This window comes from Mycobacterium sp. NGS58 (genome assembly GCF_059812385.1).
On sequence record NZ_JCALCO010000003.1, the window covers coordinates 126,841 to 140,184 of the forward strand.

The 13,344-nt window shown below is 67.8% G+C and carries 10 protein-coding genes; 1 reads left to right on the forward strand and 9 read right to left on the reverse strand.

The window, feature by feature from the left end; genetic code table 11:
* Positions 1-40: 40 nt before the first annotated feature.
* From AC5Y4H_RS04215 to AC5Y4H_RS04240, 6 genes are all read right to left on the reverse strand, one after another.
* Positions 41-2,020: a vWA domain-containing protein gene (locus AC5Y4H_RS04215; RefSeq protein ID WP_499978813.1), complete on the reverse strand. Its 1,980-nt coding sequence runs from the start codon at positions 2,018-2,020 to the stop codon at positions 41-43.
* Positions 2,013-3,392, reverse strand: a complete 1,380-nt coding sequence (locus AC5Y4H_RS04220) for a sigma 54-interacting transcriptional regulator (RefSeq protein ID WP_499979162.1) — start codon at positions 3,390-3,392, stop codon at positions 2,013-2,015. Before AC5Y4H_RS04220 ends, AC5Y4H_RS04215 begins: the two co-directional genes overlap by 8 nt.
* A gap of 93 nt (positions 3,393-3,485) precedes the next feature.
* On the reverse strand, positions 3,486-5,066 hold the full coding sequence (gene purH, locus AC5Y4H_RS04225) for a bifunctional phosphoribosylaminoimidazolecarboxamide formyltransferase/IMP cyclohydrolase (RefSeq protein WP_499978814.1): 1,581 nt from the start codon (positions 5,064-5,066) through the stop codon (positions 3,486-3,488).
* The gene (purN, locus tag AC5Y4H_RS04230) at positions 5,063-5,707 is read right to left on the reverse strand and encodes a phosphoribosylglycinamide formyltransferase (protein WP_499978815.1); all 645 of its coding nucleotides are present in this window, start codon (positions 5,705-5,707) and stop codon (positions 5,063-5,065) included. The genes purH and purN overlap by 4 nt, the downstream gene beginning before the upstream one ends.
* Positions 5,708-5,842: 135 nt before the next feature.
* Entirely contained in the window at positions 5,843-7,291 is a 1,449-nt protein-coding gene (locus AC5Y4H_RS04235) for a cell division protein PerM (protein ID WP_499978817.1), read from the reverse strand.
* A gap of 47 nt (positions 7,292-7,338) precedes the next feature.
* A complete protein-coding gene (locus AC5Y4H_RS04240; RefSeq protein WP_499978819.1) occupies positions 7,339-8,244 on the reverse strand; it encodes a DUF5336 domain-containing protein in 906 nt (301 codons plus the stop codon).
* A gap of 254 nt (positions 8,245-8,498) precedes the next feature.
* Between AC5Y4H_RS04240 and AC5Y4H_RS04245 the strand changes: the two genes are divergently transcribed.
* Complete coding sequence (locus tag AC5Y4H_RS04245) at positions 8,499-9,347, forward strand: LLM class F420-dependent oxidoreductase (protein ID WP_499978820.1); 849 nt, start codon at positions 8,499-8,501, stop codon at positions 9,345-9,347.
* A 22-nt stretch (positions 9,348-9,369) separates the two neighbouring features.
* On the opposite strand, the gene AC5Y4H_RS04250 is transcribed toward AC5Y4H_RS04245, so the two are convergent.
* The 3 genes from AC5Y4H_RS04250 to sucC all read right to left on the reverse strand — a co-directional run bounded on the left by AC5Y4H_RS04250 (position 9,370) and on the right by sucC (position 13,093).
* Positions 9,370-10,893: an acetyl-CoA acetyltransferase gene (locus AC5Y4H_RS04250; RefSeq protein ID WP_499978821.1), complete on the reverse strand. Its 1,524-nt coding sequence runs from the start codon at positions 10,891-10,893 to the stop codon at positions 9,370-9,372.
* A 121-nt stretch (positions 10,894-11,014) separates the two neighbouring features.
* A complete protein-coding gene (gene sucD, locus AC5Y4H_RS04255) occupies positions 11,015-11,917 on the reverse strand; it encodes a succinate--CoA ligase subunit alpha (protein ID WP_499918483.1) in 903 nt (300 codons plus the stop codon).
* Between the two features lie 12 nt (positions 11,918-11,929).
* On the reverse strand, positions 11,930-13,093 hold the full coding sequence (gene sucC, locus AC5Y4H_RS04260) for an ADP-forming succinate--CoA ligase subunit beta (RefSeq protein ID WP_499978823.1): 1,164 nt from the start codon (positions 13,091-13,093) through the stop codon (positions 11,930-11,932).
* Between the last annotated feature and the right edge of the window lie 251 nt (positions 13,094-13,344).

A 13,344-nucleotide genomic window follows, 5' to 3' on the forward strand; every position in this document is an offset into this window, starting at 1 on the left:
ACCTATCCCCCGACTGGTGCCGCCACGCGCGGCGCAACGGTCAGCGGCGGCGAGACCGCAGGTAGTCGCCCACCACGGCCGCGCCCAATCCATCGAGATCGGGCACCACGACCCGCCCCTCGACGCGGCGGGCGACCTGGTCGATGAACCGTGCAAGGCCCGGGTCGCTGCCCAGCCGGAAGATGGTGATCTGGGCGCCCAGCCGCGCCATCTCGTCGAAGCCTCGCACGGTGTGCGCGATGGTCCGCGGATGCGGTGGGTAATCGAAGAACACGGTCGTGCCGTCGCCGTCGAAGTCCTCCAGGTGCGCGGTGGGCTCACCGTCGGTCACCACCAGCACCACGGGCTGGGCATTCGGATGCCGGCGCAGGTGCCGACCGGCCAGCGCCAGCGCGTGATGCAGGTTGGTGCCCTGCTCGTACACGCCCTCGAGCCCGGTGAGCTCCGCGGCGGTCACCGTCCGGGCGTATCGGCCAAAGGCGATGATCTGCAAGGCATCCGAACGAAAACGCGTACACACCAGGTGGTTGAGCGCCAGCGCCGTCTGCTTCATGGGCAGCCACCGATTCTCCATCACCATGGAGAACGAGGTATCGACCAGCAGCGCGACCGCGGCCTGCGTACGTGTTTCCGTCTCGGAGACCTCGACGTCGTCGACGGTGATCTTCAACCGCGCGTCGCCGCCGTCCAGCGTGGCGGTTCCCGCTTGCCGCAGAACGGCGTTGGTCAATGTGCGGGAGATGTTCCACGGTTCGGTGTCACCGAACTGCCAGGGCCGGGTGGCGCCGGTGAGTTCGCCGGCCGCTCCCGCGCGCCGATGGTCGCGCTCACCGCGGCGCCCGGAAAGTTGTTGTGCCACATCACGTAGCGCCGTCTCGCCGAGGCGGCGCATGGCCTTGGGTGACAACCGCCACTGGCCGTCGGAGCCGCGGTCCAAAAACCCCTGATTGACCAGCGCGCGTTCCAATTCGGCAAGGGTGCGGGCGTCGACGGCCGCCTCGTCCCCGAGCTGGCGCGCCAGCGCATCCAGGTCGACGTCGTCCATGGTGGCGCCCGGATAGCTCTGCGACAGCTGCTCGGCCACTTGCTCCAGCTCGGCGATGTCGGACAGCGCCTGGGTGCCCTCGCCCATCCCGAACGGATTGTCACCGGAGAACTGCTCGGACCCGCTCCAGTCCTCTCCCGGGCGCGCCGCCTGCAGATGCGCATCGAGCCGGTTCAGCGCCTGCATCAGCGACGGTGACCCAAAAGCCTGCTGCGCCAAAGCATCCAGCTCCGCACGCTGCTCTGCGCTCAAGCTGTTGCGAAAACGCTGCGCGGCGGCGGCACGCTTGGCCAGCGAGTCCAGCAATTCATCGACGTTGCGCGGGTTCTCCGGAAAGAACTCGCCGTGTTTGTCCATGAAGTCTTCGAAGTCCCGTTGGGTGTCCTCGCCGCGGGCGTGCTTGTCCAGCAGGTCGTTGAGGTCGTTGAGCATGTCGTTGACCCGCTGGCGATCCTCGTCGGTGGCGCCTTCCAGCGCCTGCTTCATGCCCGCGAAGCGTTGGTCCAGCATTTCGCGACCGAGCAGATCCTTGATCTGGTCGTACTTTTCGCGTGCCTCGCCGCTGCGCCAGTTGTAGTCGGAGAGCTCCTGGACCGCCTTGGCCGGCGACGACGGCAGCGCGTCCAGCTGCAGTTCGCCGAAGCGGGCGTCGTCATCGAGCGCGCGGGCCAGCTCCTTGCGCTCGGCCAGCACGGCCTCGTCCAGGAGTTTCTTGATCTCCTGGAGCGTCCCATCCAAGTTGTTGCGCCGCAACAACTCCCGTCGTCTCCGGTTCGCCTCGGCGGCCAGCCGGTCGGCGCCTGTCATGTTCTTGGTGCCGCGGCGCAGCAGCTCGGACAGCGCACGGCGCGGCGACGTGCCGGCCATGACATCCTGGCCGATCTGTTCGAGCGCCTCGCGCAGATCCACCGGTGGGGCCAGCGGGTCGGGCCCGCCGGTGTACGCCGAGTAGCGCGAGGAGTGCCCTCTAGCCATAGACGGTCTGGCCCTCCTCGGATACCTTGTCGATGCGCTTGGCCAAATACAGGGCCTCGAGCGCCAGTTCCAGCGCCGCGGCGCGTTCGCCTTCCGACTGCGCGCCGAGCTTGGCGGCAATCTTGTCCACCACCGGCAGGCTCGGCACCGCGGCAAGCACATCTTTGGCCGAGACCCGCTCGCCCGTCGTGACCGCCGAACCGCCCTCGACCGCGGCCACCAGCGAGCCGACGTCGATGCCGCCCAACGCCCGGGACGCGGTGTCCGCGGTGGCCCGGCGCAGCAGGTGTTCGAGCACGGCCTGTTCGCGGCCTTCCTCGCCGGATTCGAATTCCAGCTTGCCGCGCAGGACGTCGATCACCGTGCCCAGATCGACGACCCGGGCCACCGGGTCGGTCTCCCCCAACACAGCGCCGCGGTGTCGCGCCGCGGCGGCGACCGTCTCGGCGGCGGCGATCGCGAACCGCGCCGACACCCCGGAACGTTGATCGACGGAGTTGGACTCCCGCAGATAGCGCGCGAATCGGGCGATTATCTGCATGAGGTAGTCGGGGACCTGGGCGGACAGGTGCGCTTCCTGCGCGACGACACCGACTTCCGCTTCGAGCTCAAGCGGGTAGTGAGTCCGGATCTCCGCTCCGAAACGGTCTTTGAGCGGGGTGATGATGCGTCCGCGGTTGGTGTAGTCCTCGGGGTTGGCGCTGGCGACCACCAGCACGTCCAGCGGCAGCCGCAGAGTGTAGCCGCGGACCTGGATGTCGCGTTCCTCCATCACGTTGAGCATCGACACCTGAATGCGCTCGGCGAGGTCGGGCAGTTCGTTGACCGCGACGATGCCGCGGTGGGCGCGGGGGATCAGTCCGTAAGCGATGGTTTCCGGGTCCCCCAGGCTGCGGCCCTCGGCGACCTTGATCGGGTCGATGTCGCCGACCAGGTCGGCGACGCTGGTGTCCGGGGTGGCGAGCTTCTCCGTGTAACGCTCGCTGCGGTGCTTCCACTCGACCGGCAGGTCGTCGCCCAGGGTGGCGGCCTTGCGGATGGACTCCGGCGTGATCGGCGAGAAGGGGTGCTCGCCCAGTTCGGCACCGGCGATCACCGGCGTCCACTCGTCCAGCAATCCGGTCAGCGCGCGCAACAACCGGGTCTTGCCCTGGCCGCGTTCACCGAGCAGGACCAAGTCGTGGCCCGCGATCAGCGCGCGCTCCAGCTGGGGCAAGACGGTGTCGTCGAATCCCAGAATGCCCGGCCAGATGTCATCTCCCTCGGCGAGCGCGGTGAGCAGATTTTCGCGGATTTCCTGCTTGACTCCCCGTTCACGGTGACCGGCGGCACGCAGTTCGCCGACGGTGCGGGGCAGGTTGGTCGGTGAGATCACCACTCCACGCTACGACGCGCGCTCGGACGCGTCATGCCAAGGGCGTTCACCTAACGCTTATTGACACCCACGTCGCGGCGCGCACCATGACTAATGCGCGAAGTGACGCGCCCCAGTGAGATACAGCGTGATGCCCGCGTTGGTGGCCGCCGCGGTCACCTCGTCGTCGCGCACCGATCCGCCGGGGTGCACGATCGCCTCCACTCCGGCGCCGGTCAGCGTCTCGAGTCCGTCGGGGAACGGGAAGAACGCGTCCGAGGCCGCGACCGCACCGGGCACCCGCTCACCGCCGCGTTCGACGGCAAGCCGCGCGGCGTCGACCCGGTTCACCTGACCCATGCCCACGCCGATGGTGGCGCCGCCGCCGGCGATCACGATCGCGTTCGATTTCACGGCCCGGCACACGCGCCATGCGAACACCAGGTCGGCCAGCGTCGCCGGATCGGCGGGGGAGCCGGTGGCCAGAGTCCAGTTCACCGGGTTGTCGCCGTGCGCGTCCAGCTCGTCGCGCTGCTGTACCAACAGGCCACCGCTGATCGGCCGCAGCTCGGTGCCGCCGCTGAGCGGCTCCGAACCCACCAGCACCCGAATGTTCTTCTTGCGGGTCAACACCTCGAGCGCGGCCGGCTCGTAGGCCGGGGCCACGATGACCTCGGTGAAGATGGTGCTGACGTATTCGGCCATTTCCAGGCTGACCTCGGTGTTGGCCGCGATGACCCCGCCGAACGCACTCAGGGGATCACATTCGTGCGCCTTGCGATGCGCATCCGCGACCGATGTCGAGATGGCGATCCCACACGGGTTGGCGTGCTTGATGATCGCCACGCAGGTCTGCTCGTGGTCGAAAGCGGCCCGCCAGGCCGCGTCCGCATCGGTGAAGTTGTTGTAGGACATCTCTTTTCCGTGCAGCTGCTCGGCCTGCGCCAGTCCCGGCCACGCGGCAGGGTCGCTGTAGAGCGCGGCCTGCTGGTGCGGGTTCTCGCCGTAGCGCAGCATCGCCGAGCGCCGCCAGCTGCGGCCCAGCCACTTCGGGAAAGTCGTCGGCGGGTGTTCGGGGGCCAGTGTCGACTCCATCCAGCTCGCGACCGCGGTGTCGTATTCGGCGGTGTGCGCAAACGCGAGCGAGGCCAGCTTTTTACGCTCGGCGAGGCTGAAGCCGCCTTCGCGTACCGCGGCGAGCACGCCGTCGTAGCCCCGGGGATCGGTAATCACCGCCACACTGGGATGGTTCTTCGCCGCGGCCCGCACCATCGACGGGCCGCCGATGTCGATCTGTTCGACGCATTCGTCGATGCTGGCTCCGGAGTCGACGGTCTCGGTGAAGGGGTACAGGTTGACGACGACGAGCTCGAACGCGGCGATGCCGAGCTCCTCGAGTGCGGCGGCGTGCTCGGGTTTGCGAAGGTCGGCCAGCAGGCCCGCGTGCACGCGCGGGTGCAGTGTCTTCACCCGGCCGTCGAGCACCTCGGGAAAACCGGTCAGCTCCTCGACCCGGGTCACCGGAATGCCTTTGTCGGCAATGACCTTCGCCGTGGATCCGGTCGAGACGATCTCGACGCCCGCACTCGCCAGCCCCTGCGCGAGGTCGACCAACCCGGTCTTGTCGTACACGCTGATCAAGGCGCGCCGGATCGGCCGTTTGGCGTCTTCGCGCCAGTCATCCGTGCTCATCGGTTCATCGCCTTTCCGATCGTCGCTCTTCTCCCGACCAGGGTCAGGCCGCCTGTCGCGATCCCGGCCACCACGTCCACCAGTAGCTTCCGTTCGGTGACTTTGATGCGTTCGTGCAAGGTCTCTTCGGTGTCGCCATCGAGCACCGGAACGGATTCCTGCGCCAGAATCGGCCCGGTGTCCGTCCCGGCGTCCACCAGGTGCACCGTACAGCCTGTGAGCTTCACACCGTAGGCCAGCGCGTCGGCCACGCCGTGCGCACCCGCGAACGCCGGCAGCAGCGTCGGGTGCGTGTTGATGACGCGGCCCTGGAATCGCGAAAGAAATTGTGGCCCAAGTATTTTCATGAATCCGGCGGAGACCACCAGGTCGGGCGAGTGCGCGGCGGTGGCCTCGGTGATGGCCGCGTCCCAGGCGTCGCGGTTTGCGTGGTCGCCGAGGCGGACGGTGAACGCGGGCACGCAGGCGGACGCGGCGATCTCAATGGCCAAGCAATCGCGATCGGCGCCGACGGCGACCACCCGAGCGGGGTAGTCCGCGACGGCCGACGTCAACAGAGAACTCAGCAGCGATCCGGTGCCCGACGCCAGCACCACCACCCGTGCCGGTGCGTTCGGAGGCACACGGAGCGGTTCGACCACATCGGCGAGCCTACTGTCGGCGTAGTCGCCCTGACGATCAGGCTGGCCGCAGGGCAATTGCCCGCCTTTGAGCGACAATCGCCCGGTACAGCGCCCGCCCGCGCCGTGGCTGCCGCTGCGAGGCGGGCAAAAGCCCTAATCTCCGGGGTCTCGCTCGGGGGCCCCCGGCTCCGGCTCGGCGGGAGGCTGGTCGTCGACCGGCGCGTCGGGTTCGGCGTAGGCGACCGGCGCGCCGGAGTCGGCGGCGTCAGCCGGGGCACCGGATTCCGACGTGTCGTCCGGGGCATCGCCCGGGCCGACCACATCGGCCGGCGCCTCGGCGGCCGGGTCGACCGCAATCGCGTCCTCCCCCGCCGCGTCCCCGCGAGGCCGATCGTCATCGAAAACGCCCGTCAAGTCCGCGGATTCCTCGGTCACCGCGGCGGGTGCGGGCCTGGCCTTGAGCCGACGGGGACGACGCCTGACCCCACCGCTCATCACCACGGTGACCCCGCCGACGACCGCGAACCAGAAGAAGACGCCGATGAGCAACGCACCCTGATCCACACCGACGTGGCCGAAGTTGCCCAGCTGGCCACTGCCGGCGTACGCGAGCAGCGACATCACCAGCGCCCCTATGACCGCGGCGACCAGCAACTTGGCCGCGGCGGCCAGCGGCGGCAGCGCGCGCCGGGCGCACTGCTGGCCGACCGCCACACCGGACGACGCGCCGATGATCAATAGCGCCACCCAAACCGGCCCCAACGGAGGCCTGGGGACGGCGGCCAGCACCGGCAAGGCCGGGATGTCGCCACCGAACACGGTGAACGAACTGAATGTCGCGAACCCGATGTGCGCGCTGGACCCGACGGCCATCGCCGCGGTGCCCACAATCACGTTGGGCGCGTAGAGCATTGACAACAGGGTGAGGCTGAACTCCCCGAAGATCGAATCGGTGATGCCGTAGAGGTCCTGCATTGTCGACCAGTGCACGACCAGCGATCCCGCCGTCACCAGGCCGGAGAGTCCGAGCAACGCGAGCAGGCCGGCGGTGGCGGCGCGCAGGGACTCGCCCAGCCAAAACGGCAGTGGCGACGCCGCCAACGCGCGTGGGCCTACCCGGGACCACACACCGATCCCGGCGCCGGCGGCATGAACCACGAGCACGCTGAGGAAAGCGCGCAGCGCGCTGGGCGTCTGCAGCTCGGTGATCACCGACGACGCGTCGTGGATGACGGCCAGGGCGATCGCCGTCAAAAAGAGCGGACCGCCCAGTGCCGAGGCGATGACCCAGCGGACGACCAGCCATGACGAGCGGGGCGTGGTAGCGCGTGCCGTGTTGCGTGCGGTCGCCCAGACCATCAGAAGGACCGGCAGCAGCGGCATCACACCCAGTTCGCGGCCACCGATCGACACAGGGACCTGGTGCACTCCCAGCCACATGCTGGCGATGGCGCCCAGCGCACCGGTCATGTCGCTGTTGGCGATCAACAGCTGGATCAGCGTGACCGCGGCGATGATGACCAAAGCCACCACCGCCGGGGCGAACGCGACCCTGGCGAGGTCACGCGCCTGGCGAGCGCCTGCTGCCCGGTTGTCCTCCACCCGTGTCACTCTGGGGCACGTCCCCGACTAGGCGCGACAGCGCACGGTTAGGAGGGCGCTGGCCCAGACGGTGACGACGGCGACTGCTGCTCGTGGCCGTGCTGACCCCCACCCTGCTCGGAGAAGTTGGTCGTCGCGGAACCGGCATCCGATCCACCGGCGTTCGGCGGCGGGCTGAAGCTGGGGAAGCCGGTGGGCGGTGTGGACGAGCCGTGCTGCGCGGACGGCTGGGGGCTCGACTGCGGCGAGGGCTGAGCGCCGAAACCGCCGGTCGGAACGCCGCTCTGGGTGGGCGCCGAGCTCGGCGTGTAGCCGCCGTACTGCGACCCGTATCCCTGCGGCGACTGCTGCTGGCCGCCGTGCTGCTGAGCACCCGGCTGCTGACCGTAGTAAGGCTGCTGACCATACTGCCCGTATTGCCCGTACTGGCCGTATTGCGCGTAGGGGTCGTACTTGGGCCGCGGCGCCGGCGCGGTGATCACCCCGGATTCCAGCAGGACTACGACCACCGCGGCGATGGCTTGCAGCACGACGGCCGCCACCAGCGGCCACATCGCCCAGCCGATCGAGAAACCGGCGGGCAGGTTGATCGTCTCGGTGATGGCCAGCAAGGCACCCAGAACCGCGATCACCGCGACGATTCCCGGATAGTTCTTGGTCTTCGGCAGCAGGCCGAGCCCGGCGAGCAGAGCGGCCAGCACCGCGACCACTACCGCGGTGCCCGCGTCGCCGGCGCGTCCGCCGATGCCCGGGCCGAGGTCGGCGCCGATGGTGAAGGTGGGACCGAAGTTCAGGAGGTAGGCCGCCAGTCCGAGGACCACCACCGCGATGTTCAGGTAAAACGGCAGCTTGCTCGTTCCGTCGTCATCTTTGGCGAAGGACGGTGTGCCGCCCGCATAGGTGCCGCCGGGTTGCGCCGGTGGATAGCCCGGGCTTCCGGGAGAGTAGGTCATGACTCCTCCTGTTGCTTCCAGTGCCTTCAACTGCCTGGCGGTCGCCACGGTTGCAGTGCAACGCTGTGCTTGCGGGCGCCTCGCTGCGTTAGCGACGCGGTCGATCACCCACGCTAGCGCACGTGTGGTGGCCCGTGCCGTTGCCACTGGCTTGGACGGCGCGGCCCACACCGGCGCCGCGGCGGGCCGCTCGCGAGACGGTCCGTGTCATTACGGCTTGCTCAGCGGAGGTAGAACACGTTCTAATTCTCTGCATGGATTACGGGCTTGTGCTTTTTACCAGCGATCGCGGCATCTCCCCGACGAAGGCCGCGAAGCTGGCCGACGATCACGGCTTTGCGACCTTCTACGTGCCAGAACACACTCACATCCCGGTGAAGCGCGAGGCAGCTCACCCCACGACGGGCGACGAATCGCTGCCCGACGATCGCTACATGCGGACACTAGACCCATGGGTAAGCCTGGGCGCAGCGTGCGCGGTCACGTCCCGGGTGCGGCTGTCCACCGCGGTGGCCCTTCCGGTCGAGCACGACCCGATCACCTTGGCGAAAAGTATTGCCACCCTTGACCACCTGTCCGGCGGCAGGGTCAGCCTGGGCGTCGGGTTCGGCTGGAACACCGACGAACTCGCCGACCACAACGTGCCCGCGGGCCGGCGCCGCACCATGCTGCGCGAATACCTCGAAGCGATGCGGGCGCTGTGGACCGAGGAAGAGGCCGAGTACGACGGCGAATTCGTGAAATTCGGCCCAAGCTGGGCGTGGCCCAAACCCGTGCAATCGCACATCCCGGTGCTCGTGGGCGCCGCGGGCACCGAGAAGAACTTCAAGTGGATCGCGCGCAGCGCCGACGGCTGGATCACCACCCCGCGCGATTTCGACATCGACGAGCCGGTCAAGCTGCTGCACGACACCTGGGCGGCGGCGGGCCGCGGCGGGGCTCCCCAGATCGTGGCGCTGGACTTCAAGCCGGTGCCCGAGAAGCTGGCCAAGTGGGCAGAGCTGGGGGTGACCGAGGTGCTGTTCGGCCTGCCGGATAGGTCCGAGGACGAGGTGGCCGCCTACGTCGAGCGGTTGGCGGGCAAGCTCTCGGCGATGGTTTAGGTCGTCGCGGGCACGACGGGTCCTAGCCCAGGGAAGCCCTGTTTCCGTTGTCGGTCGACCACACCGAGATTTCCGCCCCCAGTGGGTCGCCGTCGCTCATCAACGCGACGAGGTCGTCGTCGTCGGTGGTCGCCATGAATCGCATGTCGTCCGCGGCGAGCCTGCCGACGATGATGCCGGTGCGCACAGGCCAGTCGTAGCGCACGGAGTAGGTCTCGATGGTCGCCGCGCCGTCGGGTGTCTTCGTGACGTCGACCTTTGGCAGCGCGTCGATCTCCTTCTTCAGCTCCGCGCAGTTGTCGGTGCGCCAGTTCACCGGTGTAGTCGAGTAGATACCGACCGAGTACTTGCTCATGATGCCGCCGTTGGCGCCGACGAGGCCGAATCGCCCTGGCTTGTCCCGCATCTGGGCGACCGTCTCGGCGATACCGTGCAGCGAGTAGCTGTTGCCGGGACCGCCGAAGTATGGCAATCCCCCGGTCAGGGTCAGGCCGCGCGCGTCGTCGCCGTCGATGCCCAGGGCGTCGCAGATGACGAACACCGGGAACGGGAAGCAGCTGTACAGATCGAAGGTGTCGATGTCGTCGACGCCGATTTGAGCTACCCGCAACGCTTCTCGGGCCGCGTGGACCGCGGCGGGACTGGCACCGAGGTCGACGCGATCGAGCATCGCCTGTTCGATCATGTCCGAGTGGCCGTGCACGAAGACCCACTTCTCCTCCGGCACGCCCAAACGGGTCGCCGCCTCCACTGATGTCAGCACCGCCGCCGCGCCCTGGTTGACCTGATCGCGAGCGACAAGCAGACGGGGGTAGGGATCACAGATCATTCGGTTGTCGTCGGTGATCGTGACGATCTCCTCGACCGACCGGTCGACCGGCGATGACGAAAGCGGGTTCTTGGCAGCCACTTTGGACATCGGTGCGAACAATTGGGCCATCTCGCGCCGATAGTCGGCCACGCTGAACCCGAGACGGGCGCGGCGGGCGTTTTCCAACAGCCCGTACTGCACGGGAGCCCCGGTCAGGCCGTGCTGGATCGTGTAGTCGTCGATGTAGCTGGAGATCTGGTGGCCCCGATCCTCCAGTTGGCCCTCGACGTGTTCGGTGAAGTCGGGCTTGTCATCGCGGTTGGCGAAGTAGCGGGCCGTCGAACCCGGCTCCGAGCCCATGATCAGTACGACATCGGCGGCGCCCGCCGCGATTGCGCTGCCCGCCTCAGTGACGAGCTTCTGCGGCCCCTGCCCACCGACCGGTTCGAGCACCACGCGGGCGGGATCGCCGCCGAGCCGGTTCATCACCGAACGGGGGTAGTTGTTCGACTTGCCGAGCCTCGCCGGCATCGGTCCGGAGATCTCGAACTGCCGCAGCGCGAAGACCGTGTCGACGGCCTTAGCAACGCTTTTGGCGCCGGTGTCGGCGAGAGCCGCCCGCGCGGCCTCGGTCGCGAGGTCGACCGCGGACATGCCCCGATAGTCGGGGTCGTCGATGCGCTCGGTGAACTGGCCGACCCCGACGAGCACCGGAGTTCGCGGATCGACCGCCATTACAAACCTCCCGGCAACTGTTAGTTCGACAGGCTAACCGATGGCTGGCACCAAAACGAAACTGCGGCCAGCTCGCGGAGTGAAATCGCGATCTGACCGCAGTCTCGGGTCTCGGAAAGGACTACAGGCTCTGCAGGATCTTCCGGGCCAGCTCCGCCGTCTCCGACGGCGTCTTGCCGACCTTGACGCCGGCGGCCTCGAGGGCCTCCTTCTTGGCGGCCGCGGTGCCCGACGAGCCGGACACGATGGCGCCCGCGTGGCCCATCGTCTTGCCCTCCGGGGCGGTGAATCCCGCGACGTAGCCGACGACCGGCTTGGAGACGTTGGCCTTGATGTAGTCGGCCGCACGCTCCTCGGCGTCGCCGCCGATCTCGCCGATCATCACGATGACCTTGGTGTCGGGGTCCTTCTCGAACGCCTCGATGGCGTCGATGTGGGTGGTGCCGATCACCGGGTCACCACCGATCCCGATCGAGGTGGAGAAGCCGAAATCGCGCAGCTCGTACATCATCTGGTAGGTCAGGGTGCCGGACTTCGACACCAGCCCGACCGGGCCGGGGCCGCTGATGTTGGCGGGCGTGATGCCGGCCAGGGCCTCGCCCGGGGTGATGATGCCGGGGCAGTTCGGCCCGATGATGCGCGTCTTCTGCCCCTTGTCGACGTTGTAGGCCCACGCAAACGCGCTGTCCTGCACCGGGATTCCCTCGGTGATGACTACCAGCAGCGGGATCTCGGCGTCGATGGCCTCGATGATCGCGTCCTTGGCGAACTTCGGCGGCACAAAGACGACCGACACGTTCGCGCCGGTCTCCTTCATCGCTTCGGCGACGGTGCCGAACACCGGCAGCTCGACGTCCTTGCCGACCGGATCCACGTGCGACACGGTGGTTCCGGCCTTGCGCGCGTTCACGCCGCCCACCACCTGGGTGCCGGCCTTGAGCATGAGCGCGGTGTGCTTGGTGCCCTCACCGCCGGTGATGCCCTGGACGATGACCTTGGAGTCTTTGTTCAAGAAGATCGACATGGCTTGGCTCCCCTACTTGTTCGCCAGCTCGGCGGCTTTGTCGGCACCGGCGTCCATGGTCTCGGCCTGGATCACCAGCGGGTGGTTGGCTTGGGCCAGGATGCGGCGGCCTTCGTCGACGTTGTTGCCGTCGAGCCGGACCACGAGCGGCTTGTTGGCCTCGTCGCCGAGCATGTTCAGCGCGGTCACGATCCCGTTGGCGACGGCGTCGCACGAGGTGATACCCCCGAACACGTTCACGAACACGCTCTTGACCTGCTTGTCGTTCAAGATGACGTCCAGGCCCGCGGCCATCACCTCGGCCGACGCGCCACCACCGATGTCGAGGAAGTTGGCCGGCTTCACGCCGCCGTGCTTCTCGCCCGCGTAGGCGACGACGTCGAGCGTCGACATCACCAGACCGGCACCGTTACCGATGATGCCGACCGAGCCGTCCAGCTTGACGTAGTTGAGGTCGTGCTCCTTGGCCTTGAGTTCCAGCGGATCGGTGGCCTCGCGGTCCTCGAACTCGGCGTGGCCGGGCTGGCGGAAGTCGGCGTTAGCGTCCAAAGTGACCTTGCCGTCCAGCGCCAGAATCTGGTCCTGCGGGTCGCGCACCAGCGGGTTGACCTCGACCAGGGTGGCGTCCTCGGCGACGAAGACCTCCCAGAGCTTGTTGATGGTCACCGCCGCGGCGTCGAGCACCTCGGCGGGCAGGTGGCCCTGCTCGGCGATGGAACGCGCGGTAGCCAGGTCGACACCCTTGACGGCGTTCACCGGGACCTTGGCCAGCCGCTCCGGCTTGGTCGCCGCGACCTCCTCGATCTCCATGCCGCCCTCGACCGAGCACATCGCCAGGTAGGTGCGGTTGGCGCGGTCGAGCAGGAAGGAGATGTAGTACTCCTCGGCGATGTCGCTGGCCTCGGCGACCAGCAGCTTCTTCACGACGTGTCCCTTGATGTCGAGACCGAGGATGTTCTTGGCGTGCTCGTAAGCGTCTTCGGGCGTCGCCGCGTACTTGACGCCACCCGCCTTGCCGCGTCCACCGACCTTCACCTGCGCTTTGACCATCACCGGACGGCCGATTTCGGTCGCGATCTCGCGAGCGCCCTCGGCGGTGTCGGTCACGCGTCCCGGCGTAGTCGGTACGTTGTGCTTGGCGAACAACTCTTTTGCTTGATACTCGAAAAGGTCCATGGACTCTCTGTCTTCGCTCGACTCAACAACTAGGCCTCTTGGTGGGCGCTGCCGCACTCGGCAACTCGCACGGACGAACTGTATCCACCCCTCAACCGCCCACTACGGCCGCGTCCGCCGATGTGGCACAGCTCACGAGCGAGGGGTTGACCGTCCGCGTGATCCAAATCACAATTCCGCCCGGATTTTCCATCGAGGTTGCCAGCCCCGCGCGTTAGCGGATACCTTCCTAGGGTCCAGATAACGTTATG